20 protein-coding genes are annotated in these 16640 nt (G+C 69.9%); 14 read left to right on the top strand and 6 right to left on the bottom strand.

The genetic code is table 11. The annotated features are described in order from the left end of the window. Nucleotides 1-84 precede the first annotated feature (84 nt). From gcvT to ABT112_RS27540, 4 genes are all read left to right on the top strand, one after another. Entirely contained in the window at nucleotides 85-1218 is a 1134-nt protein-coding gene (gene gcvT / locus ABT112_RS27555; RefSeq protein ID WP_351514043.1) for a glycine cleavage system aminomethyltransferase GcvT, read from the top strand. Between the two features lie 182 nt (nucleotides 1219-1400). Continuing rightward, complete coding sequence (gene gcvH, locus ABT112_RS27550) at nucleotides 1401-1778, top strand: glycine cleavage system protein GcvH (protein ID WP_351514041.1); 378 nt, start codon at nucleotides 1401-1403, stop codon at nucleotides 1776-1778. Nucleotides 1779-1809: 31 nt separating this feature from the next. Further along, nucleotides 1810-3075, top strand: a complete 1266-nt coding sequence (glyA, locus tag ABT112_RS27545; RefSeq protein ID WP_351514040.1) for a serine hydroxymethyltransferase — start codon at nucleotides 1810-1812, stop codon at nucleotides 3073-3075. Between the two features lie 92 nt (nucleotides 3076-3167). Continuing rightward, nucleotides 3168-4550 carry an L-serine ammonia-lyase gene (locus ABT112_RS27540; RefSeq protein ID WP_351514038.1) on the top strand — a complete coding sequence of 461 codons (1383 nt, stop codon included), beginning with the start codon at nucleotides 3168-3170 and terminating at the stop codon, nucleotides 4548-4550. A 297-nt stretch (nucleotides 4551-4847) separates the two neighbouring features. Here ABT112_RS27540 and ABT112_RS27535 read toward each other — a convergent pair whose 3' ends face one another. Next, nucleotides 4848-5429 carry an AraC family transcriptional regulator gene (locus ABT112_RS27535; protein WP_351514037.1) on the bottom strand — a complete coding sequence of 194 codons (582 nt, stop codon included), beginning with the start codon at nucleotides 5427-5429 and terminating at the stop codon, nucleotides 4848-4850. A gap of 618 nt (nucleotides 5430-6047) precedes the next feature. On the opposite strand from ABT112_RS27535, the gene ABT112_RS27530 reads away from it, so the two are divergent. The 6 genes from ABT112_RS27530 to ABT112_RS27505 all read left to right on the top strand — a co-directional run bounded on the left by ABT112_RS27530 (nucleotide 6048) and on the right by ABT112_RS27505 (nucleotide 9368). Continuing rightward, the gene (locus ABT112_RS27530) at nucleotides 6048-6362 is read left to right on the top strand and encodes a hypothetical protein (protein WP_351514035.1); all 315 of its coding nucleotides are present in this window, start codon (nucleotides 6048-6050) and stop codon (nucleotides 6360-6362) included. Between the two features lie 536 nt (nucleotides 6363-6898). Continuing rightward, on the top strand, nucleotides 6899-7291 hold the full coding sequence (locus tag ABT112_RS27525) for a hypothetical protein (protein WP_351514033.1): 393 nt from the start codon (nucleotides 6899-6901) through the stop codon (nucleotides 7289-7291). A 207-nt stretch (nucleotides 7292-7498) separates the two neighbouring features. Next, on the top strand, nucleotides 7499-7864 hold the full coding sequence (locus ABT112_RS27520; protein ID WP_351514031.1) for a hypothetical protein: 366 nt from the start codon (nucleotides 7499-7501) through the stop codon (nucleotides 7862-7864). Next, nucleotides 7861-8532 (top strand): nucleotidyl transferase AbiEii/AbiGii toxin family protein, encoded by a 672-nt coding sequence (locus tag ABT112_RS27515; RefSeq protein WP_351514029.1) that lies wholly within the window; start codon nucleotides 7861-7863, stop codon nucleotides 8530-8532. The genes ABT112_RS27520 and ABT112_RS27515 overlap by 4 nt, the downstream gene beginning before the upstream one ends. Before the next feature lie 333 nt (nucleotides 8533-8865). Then, nucleotides 8866-9126 (top strand): type II toxin-antitoxin system Phd/YefM family antitoxin, encoded by a 261-nt coding sequence (locus ABT112_RS27510; RefSeq protein ID WP_351514027.1) that lies wholly within the window; start codon nucleotides 8866-8868, stop codon nucleotides 9124-9126. Then, nucleotides 9123-9368, top strand: a complete 246-nt coding sequence (locus tag ABT112_RS27505) for a type II toxin-antitoxin system RelE family toxin (RefSeq protein WP_351514025.1) — start codon at nucleotides 9123-9125, stop codon at nucleotides 9366-9368. Before ABT112_RS27510 ends, ABT112_RS27505 begins: the two co-directional genes overlap by 4 nt. Before the next feature lie 117 nt (nucleotides 9369-9485). Here ABT112_RS27505 and ABT112_RS27500 read toward each other — a convergent pair whose 3' ends face one another. Next, nucleotides 9486-9617, bottom strand: a complete 132-nt coding sequence (locus ABT112_RS27500) for a hypothetical protein (protein ID WP_502975466.1) — start codon at nucleotides 9615-9617, stop codon at nucleotides 9486-9488. Here ABT112_RS27500 and ABT112_RS27495 point away from each other — a divergent pair. The 3 genes from ABT112_RS27495 (at nucleotide 9616) to ABT112_RS27485 (ending at nucleotide 11158) form a co-directional block, all read left to right on the top strand. Further along, nucleotides 9616-9906, top strand: coding sequence for a hypothetical protein (locus ABT112_RS27495; protein WP_351514023.1), 291 nt, complete (start codon nucleotides 9616-9618; stop codon nucleotides 9904-9906). The two genes, ABT112_RS27500 and ABT112_RS27495, sit on opposite strands and share 2 nt — an antisense overlap. Before the next feature lie 150 nt (nucleotides 9907-10056). Continuing rightward, nucleotides 10057-10485: a DUF6086 family protein gene (locus tag ABT112_RS27490; protein WP_351514022.1), complete on the top strand. Its 429-nt coding sequence runs from the start codon at nucleotides 10057-10059 to the stop codon at nucleotides 10483-10485. A 73-nt stretch (nucleotides 10486-10558) separates the two neighbouring features. Next, nucleotides 10559-11158 (top strand): hypothetical protein, encoded by a 600-nt coding sequence (locus ABT112_RS27485; protein ID WP_351514020.1) that lies wholly within the window; start codon nucleotides 10559-10561, stop codon nucleotides 11156-11158. A 501-nt stretch (nucleotides 11159-11659) separates the two neighbouring features. Here ABT112_RS27485 and ABT112_RS27480 read toward each other — a convergent pair. The 4 genes from ABT112_RS27480 to ABT112_RS27465 form a co-directional block, all read right to left on the bottom strand. Beyond that, the gene (locus ABT112_RS27480) at nucleotides 11660-11929 is read right to left on the bottom strand and encodes a hypothetical protein (protein WP_351514018.1); all 270 of its coding nucleotides are present in this window, start codon (nucleotides 11927-11929) and stop codon (nucleotides 11660-11662) included. Nucleotides 11930-12115: 186 nt separating this feature from the next. After that, nucleotides 12116-13039 carry a YihY/virulence factor BrkB family protein gene (locus tag ABT112_RS27475; protein ID WP_351514016.1) on the bottom strand — a complete coding sequence of 308 codons (924 nt, stop codon included), beginning with the start codon at nucleotides 13037-13039 and terminating at the stop codon, nucleotides 12116-12118. A gap of 445 nt (nucleotides 13040-13484) precedes the next feature. Next, nucleotides 13485-14657: a PP2C family protein-serine/threonine phosphatase gene (locus ABT112_RS27470; protein WP_351514085.1), complete on the bottom strand. Its 1173-nt coding sequence runs from the start codon at nucleotides 14655-14657 to the stop codon at nucleotides 13485-13487. Between the two features lie 105 nt (nucleotides 14658-14762). After that, nucleotides 14763-16007 (bottom strand): RNA-guided endonuclease InsQ/TnpB family protein, encoded by a 1245-nt coding sequence (locus tag ABT112_RS27465; RefSeq protein ID WP_351514014.1) that lies wholly within the window; start codon nucleotides 16005-16007, stop codon nucleotides 14763-14765. A gap of 27 nt (nucleotides 16008-16034) precedes the next feature. Between ABT112_RS27465 and tnpA the strand changes: the two genes are divergently transcribed. Beyond that, nucleotides 16035-16451 (top strand): IS200/IS605 family transposase, encoded by a 417-nt coding sequence (tnpA, locus tag ABT112_RS27460; protein ID WP_351514083.1) that lies wholly within the window; start codon nucleotides 16035-16037, stop codon nucleotides 16449-16451. Nucleotides 16452-16640: the final 189 nt, after the last annotated feature.

The raw sequence follows: 16640 nt of genomic DNA, 5'->3' as shown, positions 1-16640 counted from the left end.
GCGAACCTCTCAGGTTCCGATGACAGATGGGGAGGCTGTGTTGTTGTCGACAGAGCCTCGCCACCCTTGCTTGGGAGCCTGAACATGACCGATGCATCACGCCGTACCGCCCTCGACGCACTGCACCGCGGGCTCGGCGCCACCATGACCGACTTCGCCGGCTGGGACATGCCGCTGCGCTACGGCAGCGAGCGCGACGAGCACCTGGCGGTGCGGACCCGCGCCGGACTCTTCGACCTCTCCCACATGGGTGAGATCACCCTGACCGGCCCGGAGGCCGGGGCGCTGCTGGACTACTCCCTGGTCGGCAATCTCTCCGCGCTCGCTCCCGGCCGCGCCCGCTACACCATGATCTGCGACGACCGGGGCGGCATCCTCGACGACCTGATCGTCTACCGGCTGGCCGACGAGGAGTTCATGGTCGTCGCCAACGCCTCGAACGCGCAGGTCGTGCTGGACGCGCTGACCGAGCGCGCGGCGGGCTTCGCGGGCGCCGCCGTGCGGGACGACCGGGAGGCGTACGCCCTGCTGGCCGTCCAGGGACCGGAGTCCCCCGGCATCCTGAAGTCGCTGACCGACGCCGACCTGGACGGGCTGAAGTACTACGCCGGACTGCCCGGCACGGTGGCCGGGGTGTCCGCGCTGATCGCCCGGACCGGCTACACCGGCGAGGACGGCTTCGAGCTGTTCGTGGCGCCCGGCGACGCCGAGGCTCTGTGGCAGGCGCTGACGGAGGCGGGCAAGGACGCGGGCCTGGTGCCGTGCGGCCTGTCCTGCCGGGACACCCTGCGCCTGGAGGCGGGCATGCCGCTGTACGGGCACGAGCTGACCACGGACACCACCCCGTTCGACGCGGGGCTGGGCCGGGTCGTGAAGTTCGAGAAGACCACCAACGACGGCCGCTTCGTCGGCCGTGAGGCCTTGGAGGCCGCGGCGAAGCGGGCCGAGGAGGCCCCGCCGCGCAAGCTGGTCGGCCTGATCGCCGAGGGCCGCCGGGTGCCGCGCGCCGGGTACCCGGTGGTGGCCGCCGGCTCCGGCACCGTGATCGGCGAGGTCACTTCGGGCGCCCCCTCGCCCACCCTCGGCAAGCCCGTCGCCATCGCCTATGTGGACGCCGAGCACGCCGCGCCCGGCACCGAGGGGGTCGCGGTGGACATCCGCGGCAGCCACGAGCTGTACGAGGTCGTCGCCCTGCCGTTCTACAAGCGGCAGCGCTGACGTCCCCGCCGGTCCCCACCAGCGGCGCGCTGACGTCGCGGCCTGTCCGCGCCACCCCGACGGGCACCGGTCACCGGCCGGTCACCCACTGCCGACCGGTTGTCGGGAATCTCTCGTCACGGCCGTCCCATCTGTCAAGACCCGGCACCACAGCACGCCCCCTCATCCAGGAGAATCAGGTCATGAGCAACCCCCAGCAGCTGCGCTACAGCAAGGAGCACGAGTGGCTCACCGTCGCCGAGGACGGTGTGTCGACCGTGGGCATCACCTCGCACGCCGCCGACGCGCTCGGTGACGTCGTCTACGTCCAGCTCCCGGAGGCCGGCGACACCGTCACCGCGGGCGAGTCCTGCGGTGAGCTGGAGTCGACCAAGTCGGTCAGCGATCTGTACTCCCCGGTCACCGGCGAGGTCACCGAGATCAACCAGGACGTCGTGGACGACCCCGCGCTGGTGAACTCCGCCCCCTTCGAGGGCGGCTGGCTGTTCAAGGTGAGGGTCACTGACGAGCCGGCGGACCTGCTCTCCGCCGACGAGTACACCGCCTTCACCGGCAACTGATCCGCCCACCCGTCGCCCGATTGGGATCCTGATGTCGCTTCTCAACCAGTCCCTGCACGAGCTCGACCCGGACGTCGCCGCCGCCGTCGACGCCGAACTCGACCGCCAGCAGTCCACGCTCGAGATGATCGCCTCGGAGAACTTCGCTCCGGTCGCGGTCCTCGAGGCGCAGGGCTCGGTGCTGACCAACAAGTACGCCGAGGGCTACCCGGGCCGCCGCTACTACGGCGGCTGTGAGCACGTCGATGTGATCGAGCAGCTCGCGATCGACCGCATCAAGGAGCTCTTCGGGGCCGAGCACGCGAACGTCCAGCCGCACTCCGGCGCCCAGGCGAACGCCGCGGCGATGTTCGCCCTGCTCTCCCCCGGTGACACCATCCTGGGTCTGAACCTCGCCCACGGCGGGCACCTGACCCACGGCATGAAGATCAACTTCTCCGGCAAGCTCTACAACGTGGCCGCCTACCACGTCGACGAGAAGACCAACCTGGTCGACATGGACGAGGTCGAGCGCCTCGCCAAGGAGCACCGGCCGAAGCTGATCGTCGCGGGCTGGTCCGCCTACCCGCGGCAGCTGGACTTCGCGGCGTTCCGGCGGATCGCCGACGAGGTCGGCGCGTACCTGATGGTCGACATGGCGCACTTCGCGGGCCTGGTGGCCGCGGGGCTGCACCCGAGCCCGGTGCCGCACGCCCACGTCGTGACCACCACCACCCACAAGACGCTGGGCGGCCCCCGCGGCGGCGTGATCCTGTGCACCGCCGATCTCGCCAAGAAGATCAACTCCGCGGTCTTCCCCGGTCAGCAGGGCGGCCCGCTGGAGCACGTCATCGCGGCGAAGGCGGTGTCGTTCAAGGTCGCGGCCTCCGAGGACTTCAAGGAGCGCCAGCAGCGCACGCTGGACGGCTCCCGGATCCTCGCCGAGCGTCTGACCAGGGAAGACGTCACCAAGGTCGGTGTCTCGGTGCTGTCCGGCGGCACCGACGTCCACCTCGTCCTGGTGGATCTGCGTAATTCCGAGCTGGACGGGCAGCAGGCGGAGGACCGCCTCCACGAGGTGGGCATCACCGTCAACCGCAACGCCATCCCGAACGACCCCCGGCCCCCGATGGTCACCTCGGGCCTGCGGATCGGCACCCCCGCGCTGGCCACCCGTGGCTTCACGGCGGAGGACTTCGCCGAGGTCGCGGACGTCATCGCCGAGGCGCTGAAGCCGTCCTACGACGCCGACGCGCTGAAGGCCCGGGTCACCGCCCTGGCCGAGAAGCACCCGCTGTACCCCGGCCTGAAGAAGTAACCGGCCGGCGGCGGGGCACCCGCATCACCACGTGCGGGTGCCCCGCCCGGCACCTCCAGTACCACCCAGCACAGACAAGGGAGTCCGCCACCGTGGCCATCTCCGTCTTCGACCTTTTCTCCATCGGCATCGGCCCGTCCAGTTCCCACACGGTCGGCCCCATGCGCGCGGCCCGGATCTTCGTCGGGCGCCTGAAGAGGGACGGTCTCCTGGCGCAGACCGCCTCCGTCCGGGCCGAGCTGTTCGGCTCGCTCGGCGCCACCGGTCACGGCCACGGCACCCCCAAGGCCGTCCTGCTCGGCCTGGAGGGGCACTCCCCCCGCACCGTCGACGTCGAGACCGCCGACGACGAGGTCGAGCGCATACGCAGCAGCAAGCGGCTGCGGCTCCTCGGCGCGGAGATCGGCGAGGCGCACGAGGTCGACTTCGACGAGTCCTCGCAGCTCGTCCTGCACCGCCGCCGCTCCCTGCCGTACCACGCCAACGGCATGACCCTCTACGCCTACGACGAGACCGGCGCGCCGCTGCTGGAGAAGACGTACTACTCGGTGGGCGGCGGCTTCGTCGTCGACGAGGACGCCGTCGGCGAGGACCGGATCAAGCTCGACGACACGGTGCTGAAGTACCCGTTCCGCACCGGTGACGAGCTGCTGCGGATCTCCCGGGAGACCGGCCTGTCGATCTCGGCGGTGATGCTGGAGAACGAGAAGGCCTGGCGCACCGAGGAGGAGATCCGCGCGGGCCTGCTGGAGATCTGGCAGGTCATGCAGGCGTGCGTCAGCCGCGGCATGACGCGGGAGGGCATCCTGCCGGGCGGCCTGAAGGTCCGCCGCCGGGCGGCGAACTCCGCCCGCCAGCTGCGCGCCGAGGGCGACGCCACGGCCCGCGCCATGGAGTGGATCACCCTCTACGCGATGGCCGTGAACGAGGAGAACGCGGCCGGCGGCCGGGTCGTCACCGCCCCCACCAACGGCGCGGCGGGCATCATCCCCGCGGTGCTGCACTACTACGCGAACTTCGTTCCGGGCGCCGACGAGGAGGGCATCGTCCGCTTCCTCCTCGCCGCGGGCGCCATCGGCATGCTCTTCAAGGAGAACGCCTCCATCTCCGGCGCCGAGGTCGGCTGCCAGGGCGAGGTCGGCTCGGCCTGCTCGATGGCGGCCGGCGGCCTGGCGGAGGTCATGGGCGGCAGCACCGAGCAGGTGGAGAACGCCGCCGAGATCGGCATGGAGCACAACCTCGGCCTGACCTGCGACCCGGTGGGCGGCCTGGTGCAGATCCCGTGCATCGAGCGGAACGGCATGGCGGCGGTCAAGGCCGTCACGGCGGCCCGGATGGCCCTCCGCGGCGACGGCCGGCACCACGTCTCCCTCGACAAGGTCATCAAGACCATGAAGGACACCGGCGCGGACATGAAGGTCAAGTACAAGGAGACGGCGCGGGGCGGGCTCGCGGTGAACGTCATCGAGTGCTGAGGGAAGAGGCCCTGACCAGCGCGTGGGCGCGCCGGGCTGTCCGAGGGCAGCTCCGACTCCGGGAACGTCGTCGGCTCAGCTCCCGCATCGCGCGGGTCCGTCGCTCCACTGCCTGGGTGATGACCGGGTCTACCTGGGGCACTTCCTAGGGGCAGGCGGGCCTCTCGTGCCCGCCTGCTCCCGGCCGCTCCATTGGTGGCCGCGCGGCGGCCGGGGCGCCGCAGGGCCCTCCGTGAGTCCGGCGCCGCTCCGCCAAGCCGGCGACGCCGACATCGGGCAGGACCAAGGGCGGCAGCTTCATTGATCGAAGACATTGGGCAGCCGCCCTTCGACGGGGGCTTTGCCCCGGGAAGCGGCACGGTCGGCGAGGAGGCATAGCTGTGCGGGGGTGAGTCCGGCCAGGTCGCGGAAGTCGCGGTTCATGTGTGCCTGGTCGTAGTAGCCACACAGAGTCGCCCGGTCAGCCAGTGATCGACAAGCGGCGGGCGGCAAGGTGAGCGCCCGTTGAAACCGCAGGATTCGGCTGACGGATTGCGGCGGCAGTCCGATCTGCTCGCGGAAGAGCACCTGCAGCCGCCGTTTGCCGCAGCCCGTGGCGTCGGCCAGGTCTTTGGCGTATAACCGCCCGTGGCAGGCGCGCAGCCGGCTCCATGCCTCGGCAACGACCGGCGAGGGCGGCGGAGCGTCCACCATCCGCCGCGCCAGGGCGTTGTCGATGACCGCCCAGCGCCCTTGCCAGTCCGGCATCGCAACGAGCTGCTCGGTGAGCCTGACCGACCAGCCGCTGCCCAGTACCTCATCCGGGTGCACGTGGCCGTTGGCCAGGTGGTGCAGCGGTAACCCCAGACACCTGTACGCGCCGAGCGGAGTGAACTCCACCTCGACCGCCTCCGCGACACCCTCATAGCCCCCCCTTCACCGGCGACGTCCGCAGACCGGAGAGCATCGCATGCCACGTCGTCCGCGCCGCCGGAACGCTCTTGACCTCGTTGAGAAGGCACAGGGGATCGCCCCAGCCCAGGAACAACGTCACGGTGGCTGCAGGAAGAGTGAGCCTGACCGGTCCCCGCCCCGCAGTGCGGTGACCTCTGTACATGACCACCTGAGCCCGTAACCACTCGGGAGCGCGACGCTCCGCATACTCGCCCCTGCTCCTCGGCTCCATGGACACTTCAACCTCCGTCTGCGGCCCCGTGCCGCGCGCGACAGTCATCGCCCGTGAAGAGAGTGCGCCTTCGTACAAGGCGATCGCCGGGGCTCCACAGCAATCTGGACACACGCCACGCGCGGCGCCCGCCATCCCGAAACGCGGCGGGTGATGGCGACGGCGTGCTCGACCCGCAGGTGACACCGAATTGGGGCATCGAAGCGGATGCACCCATGAGTTGCTCTCACTGCGCGGTCGAGAACGCCGGGAGGCCAACGACGGCGCAGCAACGACGCACAGTCCTGTCGCCGGCGCGGCGACGAGTCCCATCAACGAGACCAGGGAGAACTGTGAACTTCCGACGCATATCCGCAGCAGCAGCCGGCCTGATGCTGGCGGGAATCATGGTCCCGGGAACGGCCACGGCGGCTTCGGCCACAGGGTCGCAGACGGAGGCCGCTGCCTGCTCGACCTGGATCGACTACGCCAACGGCCGCGGGCGGGCCCACGCCAACTGCCAGGGCCAGGGGGTCGACGTGAGTGTCTACGTGAAGTGTGGAAACGGCCGTTCCTACGCCAGCAGCCCCTACTGGCGCTGGGAGTACAACAAGGCCGAGTGCCCGTCCGGAATCGGCGCAACGGGGATGTCGTACAACGTTCGGTAGCTCATCCCGTTAGCAGCGGAGGGCCACATCTCGCGTAGCGCGGGTCAGGAAGGGAGCTCCTTCCCGACCCGCCCTACGTGCAGGTCGGAACCGCTCGGGTGACTCCCGAACTCACATCGAACGACGCCCAGCGCGGTCATCGCCGTCGCGACCTGCTCTGTCCTTCAAGACGCTGTGCGTCTCCCCAGTCGGCTCGCCGTAGACGGATCGACAAGCAGTGCGCGACTGATTGCCAACGACCAGGGCACGGGGCGCCTGCAATCTTGATTGATGTCGCCGTGGTGCTGGTTCGCCGACAGGTGCGAACGGGCGAGAACGGAGCAGGTCCAACTGGCTTTCAGTGAGCCGCGGTTGGGTCGCGACTGCACTCCGCGGGCCGGCAGGATCGTCCACTTCACGAGGCCGCTGTCGTTCTGGCGGCTCCCCTCGGCCGAGGTCAGCTCCGGTAGCGGCGACGATCATTCCGATGAGGAAGGAACATGCATTTGCTACGGGGTATGGGAAAGGCGGCAGCGGCAACTGTCGCGGCTGGTGCCATGACAGTCATCGTGTCCGCGGCACCTGCTTCAGCCGCCTCCTACGTGGACAAGCGTGCCAACCCCTGCGTGGGGTGCAATCCCGGCATTGTCGTCGAGTACTGGTACAAGAAGGGGTCCCACAGCCGGGGGGTGGGCTGGATCTACGCAGGGAAGGACAACCCGGCGGCGGGCAAGACCTACTACGCGCGGTGGCTCTACAAGAAGCCGGGCGGCTCATGGAAGGTCGGCAAGAGCTGGCGGAAGGGCACCAAGGTACACAACAGCTCCGAGTCATGGATCGAGGTGGACTGGGGCCGCGGCGGACACACCGGTCCCAAGTTCCCGAGGAACACGAAGATCGCCATTCAGTTCAAGGGCTCCGGCACGAAGCGCGCCGCGACCCTGAAGTAGTCGAATGGCCGTGCGGCCCGCATCTCGAATCCGGGAAAGGCCGAACGCCGTGCAGCCGGACATCGGCGGTCCCGGGCGGATTCCGCTCGGGGCCGCCGATGTCCGGGCACGATGCCGCAGCCGACCACTGCCTGAGACCGCCCCGCCCCGCCGCACAGCTCGGGCGCCGGCTGGAAACCGCGTGACCCTCCGGGCGATACTGGCGGCATGACCGCGCAGTCTTCGTTCCCGGTGCCGAACGCGTTCGAGCTGCTGTGTACCCAGTACGCACAGCGGCTGCCCGCGGAGCTACAGGATCTGAACGGTCCCGCCCACGGCAGGGTTGACCTGCCGCTGCACGTGGCCTGGTCGGGCCGCCGCTCCTACGGCCTGGAGCAGTCGCGCTCCCGGATGAGCCTGTACCGCACCGTCCTGGCCGAGGGCCAATGCCAGGACCTGATCGACTTCCTCAACCGGGATCTCCTCGTTGCGCAGTGGCCGGTGCTGCGCACGCTGATCAGCCGCCCGCTCAGGGTCGTGTGGGAGTCAGCCTTCCCCGAGCTCACCCCGGCAGCCGCCGAGACGGCCGCGTGAACCTCAGCGCACTCCATCGGCGGCTCCTGGCCGATGTCCTCACGATCGGCACCCCCTACCCGCTGGTGATCACTGGTGGATACGCCGTGCAGGCCCATGGCCTGGTCGACCGGCTCTCCCAGGATCTTGACGTGGCCACTGAAAATCCGGCTCCCATCAACGAGATCATCTGCACGGTCGGCGACGGTCTGACCGAGCGCGGCTGGGGCATCCGGCACATCGAGTCCAGCCCGCTTTCGGGCCGGCTCATCGCCACTGACCCTGCCACGGGCGAGGAGTGCGAGGTCGACATCCTCAAGGAAGCGTTCTGGGCTCCGCCCACCATCACCGAGTACGGGCCGGTTCTCTCCCTGGACGACGTGATCGGCACCAAGGTTCGCGCGCTCGCCGACCGCGGCGCGGTCCGCGACCTCATCGACGTCCATGCCGCCACCCGGCACCGCACTACCGCCGACCTTGAAAACCTCGGCCGCCGCCACGCCCGCTTCGAGTTCAGCCTCCACGACCTGCACGACCGCCTCGTCGGCGCCGAGTGGTGGGACGACCAGGACTTCACCGACTACGGACTGAGCTCTGAGCAGGTGGAGGACCTGCGCGCGTGGGCCCTGGCCTGGGCCGACGACCTCGCATCCCGACTCCACGCCGGTCAAGACCCGGAGGAGGACTGACCGCGTCCCGCTCGACGTCGGCGCAGCCGTCCTCCAGAGCCGCCGGGATGGCACCGGTGGCGCTGGTCCCCTGCCGGCTGTCGTGACGGACCAGGTCGTCGGCGACGTCGGAAGCGTCGGTGCGCAGCTCCACGTCCCTGGTCTGCCGTCGGCGGCATCGGCGACCCGGGCTGCGGCTCCGCGCACGACGACGATCCGCCGGAAGATTCGCGGGAGGGCCGGCAAACACGGAGGCCGTCCGGGGTGTCCTGGGCGGCCTTCGGTTGAGGTCTGAATCCAGGAAAGCGCCGCAAGCCGAGAGAGAAAGGTGCACACTTCCGTAAGGTGGTGTGCATGACGGAGACCACGTACTCGATCGTGCAGGCCCGGGCCCGGCTCGGTGCCATCGCGCGCGAGGTCAGCGCCACCCGTGAACCGGTCGCCATCACCGACCACGGACAGACCGTCGCCGTACTGGTCAGCCCCGCCGACGCCCTGGAGCTCCAGGAACTGCGCGCCCTGGCCGCCTACCGCGCCCGCCAGGCCCGCGGCGAGAACGCCGGCATCGGACACGCCGAGGCCTACCGCCGAGTCTTCGGCGGGGACGAGGCGTGAACTACGAGGTCATCTGGGAGCCCGAGGCCCTTGCCCAGGCGGAGCGGTTAGCCAAGGACGATCCCGACGGAGTGCGGCACGTGTTCACTGCCGTCGACCGCCTCGCCGACGACCCCCGGCCCCGGGGCGCGTTCGGCAGCGCCGACCTGCTGCGCATCCACGTCGGCGCCTACCGCGTGATGTACGAGATCAGCGACCAGCAAGTCCGGATCAGCGTGATCCACCTCGGACGCCTCCGCTGATCCCGCAGCCGCCTCCGTTCCGCTCGTTCGGTGCGAAGCGTCGTCGTAAGAGGTGCGGGAAGCGCGAAGCACCCTGACCGACAGGCGGGTGCCATTGCCGTCCGGCCCGGCGTCCGCTCACGGCAGAGGGCGGGAGCAGGTGGAGGTATCGACGTAGGCGAGGCCGTCGTAGTCCTCGGCGGGCACTGTCGGGGCGTGGTGCAGTCGGTAAGTGAAGCGTGGCACGTTGGCGCCGAAGCTGCGATGCATGTGCTGCTTGCCCAGCCAGTCCCGTACCTCGGCGGTGGCGGTCCGCGCGGCGCGCAGGTCGACAACGCAAAACGCCCTCGCCGAGGTGGCCCTCCTCGACGCCTACGCCGCCCGGGACGTCCTGAACCACGACATCGCCGGCTCCCGCCTGACCAGCGAGCAGAGCGAGAAACTCGGCGCCGTACTCACCGCATCAGGACTCGGCGCCGGGACTCTTCCACCGGCGCATATGCAGGCTCTCACCCAAGCCGTGGACAAGGCCGAAGCAGCGCTTCGCGGTCTTCTGTAGCTCCGAGCATCTTGGCTGGATCCGCGCCTGCGCGGCGAAGCACACGGGTGCCCTGCGCTTCCCCCGGGCGCACGCGTCGTGCGCGAACCCGACCGAGGTGCTGTTCACGCTCACTACGCTGGCCGATATGGTCGGCGGGCGGAGGCAGCATTGAGTCAGTACTACGGCGTAGGCGACCGGACGCTGTGGAATCCGTCCAACGGGGCCTCCCGGCTGTTCATGATGCAGGTGGGCATCCATCAGGCCGAGCTGGGGCTGCCGTCCGGTATCGGCCCCGTGCAGGACGACGAGTGCGAGATCGACCCCGCCGTGTTCGAAGTGTTTGTCGCCGCCCTGCTCGCATGGCACCGGAAAAACAGCCACGCCGTGATGGCCGCCTTGTCCGAGGGGTTCGTCGCCACGGTGCTGGTCCTGGCGGAGAGGGCGGGCATCGCATTGAACTGGCCATGTGCCGACCTTGCCAAGTGCGGCGGGTTGAACCAAGTTCAGCCATCTCGGGCCCCAGGCTCTTCCGACGGGTCGTGGGCAGTCAGTCTTCAGGAGAAGTCACACGAGCTGGGCCGCTTGATGGCGACCTGACTCGGGCCGCCCACATGCGAGAAGGGCTCGGAACCCTGCAGAAGGCGGGGACTCCCTGACCTAGTCTGGCGTGATGGGTGTGGGGATGGAGGTGCTGATCGTGGACTGGCCGCGGGTGGAAGCAACCGCGGCAGGCGACCGGGAACAGTTGCTGATCGACGCCGCTTTCGGAGAGGCGTACAGCGACGACCTCTTCGAGCACGGCTGGTCATGGTCCGCGCAGCCGGGTGAGGACTGGTATGGCAGGTATGCCTTCCGGAACACGATCGGCTCGTACAAGCCGCACTTTTGGGCAGGCCATCGCTGGGACCACATGCGCGACTTCGTTGAGCCGAACGTGCGGAATCTACTGGACCGGTTCAACGACGCACTGTTCTGGCACGGCATGGAGGACACCACCGGCGTCGGTTCGGGACTCCCGGCGCGGCCGTGCACCTGGGACGCCGACCTGCTGCTGTGGTGTCCGCCCGATCACGTGCCCCTGATCGCCGGATGGTGGCAGGAGGCAGCACCCCACCTGGAATCTCTGCGCGCGCCGTTCTCCCAGCACGCCGCCGAGCCCGGCGGATGGATCAACACCTTCGAATCGTTCACCGACCTCCTCACCGACTGGGGCGAGGTGGTCGGGCAGGCAGAGCACCGTGGCTGGGGCATCGTCGGACTCCGATGCTGACCACCACCGGTGCGGGGAGCGTCCTCGCCGCAGACCGGGACGGTCCGCCCGAGTCTTGACCGGCTGCTGCGGCGCGGCCACCGGAGCGGGTCCGCCGGGCAGGTCGAGGTTGCTCGGTCTCCGGGAACGTCCGCCGATGTTCCGGGAACGCCCCCAGCCCTGAACTGAACCAGCCCTGCGGATGTCGACGACGAATGGCAGCGTCGGCAGTTCGGAAATCCGCGGGCGCTGGGACTTCGACACTCGTACCCCCGCCTGTTTCGTGGCTGACTCACGGACCGTCGGACTCGCTCACCCAGTGCGGGGAATGGAAGTGCATTCCCGCCAGATGCTCAGCGGTTGTTCGCCGACCTATGGCAGGGTGGAATTGGGCTTCGAACCGGTACCGGAGAGGGCGGCCGTCGTGTCGGTTTTCCTGCACGGCGCAACCGGAACCGAATGCCGAGCGTAAAGTCGGCGCATCTTGCGCCACGAGGATGCCTCCCGTCCGGTGTTCGCCGGCTACGCCCCCTCCTCCTGTTCGATCGCACGGCGCCACGCCTCTTCGAATGCGTCGGCCGTGATTCGATCGAGTTCATCGAACTCGCCCGGCTGCTGCAACTGGTCCGTGAACAGTGGCCCTACCGCTGGGTGGTGACCTCTGCGTGAACTCAGCCAAAGGCGATCCACGTTCGTGACCTGCCTCGCAGGAACACCGTCGATGAATTCGTAGTAGGCCACGCCGTCTCGATAGTCCATCGTCTCGATATCGAGGCGAAAATGGTCACTCATGAGGATGAAGTCCCTTCAAGACGATCGCCGCGCTCAGGGGTGACGTCGGCGGCTCGGCGGGCGGAGCGTGAGCGGGGCGTACGGGGAGGTTCACCGCGGGCGGCGGCACGCGGTGGGCTCGGAGCCCGCCGAGCAGGGGCGGGAGACCGGCACGCCGCCCCATCACCGCCGGTGGAGCGCCGCCCCTCACCGCCGGTGGAGCTTGGCCAGTTCCGCGTTGAACTGCGCGCCGGTGAGCAGGGCCAGGTGGGAGACCCACAGCCACACCAGGAAGATCACGATCCCGGCGAGGGAGCCGTACAGCCGGCTGTAGGTGCCGACGTTCGAGGTGTAGAGGGTGAAGCCCGCGGAGGCGATCAGCCACAGCACGACGGCGAGTGCGCCGCCCAGGGCGCGGCGCCGCACCCCGCGGGTCTCGGCCGGGCCGGTACGGAACAGCACCAGGACGAGTACCGCCACCAGGCACAGCAGCATCGGCCACTGCAGGGCGTTCCACGCCGCCGTGACCGCCACGCTGTCCAGGCCCAGGAAGGCGCCGAGGGGGCGGGCGGCCTCCCCGGTCAGGACCAGCACCAGCACGCTGGAGACCAGCAGGGCCAGCAGGAGGAGGGCGGTGAGCACGATGCGGGGCGCACGCCGCCAGACCGGGCGCTGGTCCTCGACTCCGTGCATCGCGTGCAGCGCCCGACGGAATACGGCCAGATAGCTGGAGGCGGACCACAGTGCGCCGATCGTGCCGACGACGATCAGCAGCCAGGCGGCGGAGCTCTGCGCCGCCATGCCCTCCAGGGTTCCGCGGATGACGGACCGGGACTCGGCCGGGACGAGGCCGGCGACGCTCCGGATCAGGTTCTCGGTCGCCGCGCTGTCCGTCGCGCCGATCACCGAGACGGTGACGAGCAGCGTGGGGAAGACCGCGAGCACCGCGTAGTAGGTGAGCGCGGCGGCCCAGTCGGTCGCGTCCTCGTTCCACACCGCCGCCGGGGTGCGGCGCAGCGCGGTCAGGCAGTCCTCGGAGCGGGGCAGGCCGACGGGGGACGACGGCGTGGCGCCGGCGGGCGGGTCACTGTGCACGGTGTCGCCCGTTCGGCGGTTGCCGATGATGTCCATGCTCGTGTCCTCACGTTCGTCCGCCTCGTGGGCGCCTTGCCTGCCCGGGGTGCTGTGCCTGCCCTGGGCGCCTTGCCTGCCGTCGGTGCCCTGCCCGCCCTGGGTGCCGCGCGGACCCCCTCCGTGCCCTGGGTGCCCTGCCTGCCGCGCGGACCCGTGCCCTCCGTGGGGCGGCCCATGCCCGCCGTGGGGCACCACACCTCCACGCGGCACCCCGCCGTCCGTCGGGCACCACACCTCCCCGGGCACCGTCCGTCGGGTACCACACCTCCCCCGGGCACCGCGCCGACCGTCGGGCACCTCACCTCCCCGGGCCACCCCGCCGACCGTCGGGCGCCCGTCACCGTCGCCCGCGCCCGTCACCGTCGCCCGCGCCCGTCACCGTACGGGCACCCGGCGGGCGCGGGGGCCGGCACGCCTCCGGTGCCGGACGTCCGGCGGGCCGTCATCCGGCCTCGCGTCCGTACCAGTCGAGGCAGACGACGAGGGCGTCGTCCTCCAGCGGGGTGTCCGAGCGGTAGGTGGCGAGGTCGCGCAGCACCGCCCGGGGCACCTGCGGCGGGGGCAGCAGCCGGCTGGAGATGAGGGACCGCGCCAGAGCCCGGTCGCCGTAGTGTTCCCCGGCGCCGGACAGGGTGTCATAGACGCCGTCGCTGCCGAACAGCAGGCGGTCGCCGGTGGTCACCCGGAAGCGCTCCACGGTGTAGTGGCTGTCCCCGAACATGCCGAGCGGGAGCTGGGGCTCGAAGGTGATTCCGCTGACGACACCGTCCCGCAGCCGCCACAGCCGCGGCGACCCGGCGTCCACCACCTCCACCTCGCCGGTGGCGAGGTCGAAGGCCAGCAGCAGCACCGACACGTGGACGGCGCCCCGGTAGTGCCCGTACAGCGCCTGGTCGGCCAGGGCGGCCTGGTCGGCGATGCCGAGGCCGGCCCGGCGGGCGTTGCGCAGCGCGTTGACGGCGAGGTTGGACAGCAGGGCGGCCTCGCTGCCCTCGCCCATGCCGTTGGTGACGGTGAGGGTCAGCACATCGGCGGAGGCGGACCAGTCGAAGTTGTCGCCGAAGATCGCGTACGCGGGTTCCAGGTGGGCGCCGAGGGCGAACTCGGGGCGGGCGCAGGAGTGGCCGGGCAGCAGCTGCCACTGCATCTCGGCGGCGAGGGTGAGCCGGGTGGCGCGGCGCGCGAGCAGGTAGAGGTCGGTGTCGCGGTCGGCGACGAGGATCTCGTGGCCGAGGGCCTCGCAGAGGTGCCGCAGCTCCGGCAGCAGCGCGTGGACGTCGGCGTCCTCGGGCAGGGACACCGAGAGCACCCCCAGCCGGTCGCCGCGGATGGTGACCGGGAGGTGCACCGTCAGCGTCCCGGCCGCCTCCTCCGTGGTGATGAACGGCTCCTGCGCCCCGAAGGCGCGGCCCTGCGGGCTGTCGTGGACGGAGACCGGTTCGGCGTGGAACGGCCCGCGCTCCACGGCCTGCAGGGTGGTGAGGCCGTAGTCGGCGAGCCGGAGGGCCACGCCGGTGGCGCCGTACCTCTCCCGGAGCGCCGCGGCCGTCACGTCGATCAGCGTGTGGGGGGCGGCGGTGCGCAGCGCACGCTCGGCTGCGGCGATTCTGTCCACATCGTCCTGCTTCTCCAGGGATGGAAACCATCCGGGCGTCGGCGTGCGAGCCGCCGGCACGTCGTCGTCCGCCCGTGCGCTTGCCATCTTGACGTGCTCCCTGGCCTAACATCCAGGGATTCCGGTCTGGGTCGGTTGACCCTTCCGGGGGCTTCCTGCTTCACGGCGCTGTGCGGGCACATGTACCCGTCTTACCGGCGCTCCACAGGCGTTTGGCGTCTCCACCCGCCCGGCGGCGACGATACGGCGTCCTTCAGTCAGGACGTTGCATGCTGCATTGTGATCACGGTCATGGGTGGTGCCACACCGGCCGCAGGTCCATTGCCGGATGTGGAGGGGTTTGGGGCCGTCCCGGAATCCGCAGGCCGAGCAGAGCTGGGAGGAGGGGAAGGCCCGGTCCACTTTGGTGAAGGTGCGGCCGTGTTTGGCGGCCTTGTATTCCAGCATGCAGACGAAGGCAGCCCATCCCGCGTCGTGCACGGACTTGGCCAGCCGGGTGCGGCCGAGGCCGGACACCGCGAGGTCTTCCACATACACCGCTTGGTTGTCGCGGATGATCTGTGTGGATGCCTTGTGGTGGAAGTCCCGGCGCCGGTCGGCCACCCGTGCGTGCTGGCGTGCGACCCTGATCCGGGCCTTGGCCCGGTTCTTCGACCCCCTGGCCTTGCGGGACAGCTCCCGCTGAAGGCGCCTGAGCTTCTTCTCCGCCCGGCGCAGGAAACGCGGGGCAGCGATCTTCGTCCCGTCGGAGAGGACGGCGAAGGTGGACAAGCCGAGGTCGATGCCCGTGTCGGTCTGCGACTCGGGGAGGATGTCGGGCTCGGTGTCCACGACGAAGCTGAGGAAGTACCGCCCGGAGCTGTCCAGGGTGACGGTCAGGGAGGTGGGTGCGGCCGGAAGCCGCCGCGACCACCTGACTTTCAGGTTGCCGACCTTGGCCACATACACCGTGCCGTCGCCCCGGAGGGAGAAGGCGTTGGTGTTGAGGCGGATCGACTGCCGGTTGTCCTTCTTCGACTTGCACCGCGGCGGCCCGACCTTCCGGCCCCGCCGCTTGCCCTTGATCGAGTCGAAAAAGCTCTTGTAAGCGGCATCCAGGTCCCGCAGGGACTGTTGCAGAACGACCGCCGACACCTCCGCGAGCCAGGCACGCTCGGCGGTGCGTTTGGCCTGGGTGATGCGACGCCGGGACAGCTCGCCCGACGTCACATACGGCAGCCCCGCCGCATGCGCCTCCTTCCGGTCGCGCAGGCAGTCGTTCCACACCACCCGCGCGCACCCGAACGCCTGAGCCAAAGCGCGGCACTGGGAGGCATTCGGGTAGGCCCGGTAGTTGTAGCGGAGCTGCACACCCGCGACGCTACTACGATTGGTCTCCTGGATCAGGTGAATGACTACAGGCGTGGCAGGCATGTAGTTTCGGCGATGCACGTTCACTTGGTCTTTGTGACCAAGTCCCGGCGCGGAGTGTTCGACGAGGAGATGCTGACGCGCTGCGAAGAGGTCATGCGGAAGGTGTGTGAGGACTTCGAGGCGGAGCTGACGGAGTTCAACGGCGAACGCGATCACGTCCACCTCCTGATCAACTACCCGCCCAAGGTCGCCGTCTCGAAGCTGGTCAACAGCCTCAAAGGCGTCTCCACCCGCCGGATCCGGCAAAAGTTCACCGGCCGGGTCAACCGCGCGACCATGCACGGTCACATGTGGTCGCCCTCGCACTTCGCCGCATCGTGCGGCGGAGCACCGTTGGAGATCATCCGCCAGTACATCGAGCAGCAGCAACGTCCGCTCTGACCTGCACGGCAGAGCAGCCTTGAGATGCATTCATCCCCGGCGTGAACGCCGGGGCTTGTCGCAAGAGCCCCGGTAAGAGGAGGTTCCGGAGCAGGCCGCTCCACCGCCGTGCGCCGGGCCGCGGGCTCCGTACGCCGGGCTCCGTACGCCGGGCGCCGGGCTCCGGGCCGCGGGCTCCGGCGCGGCCCG

Origin of the sequence: Streptomyces sp. NPDC002055, from assembly GCF_040296705.1 — a bacterium.
In the GTDB taxonomy this organism is placed as follows: domain Bacteria; phylum Actinomycetota; class Actinomycetes; order Streptomycetales; family Streptomycetaceae; genus Streptomyces.
This window is presented reverse-complemented; position numbering and strand designations above follow the sequence as displayed.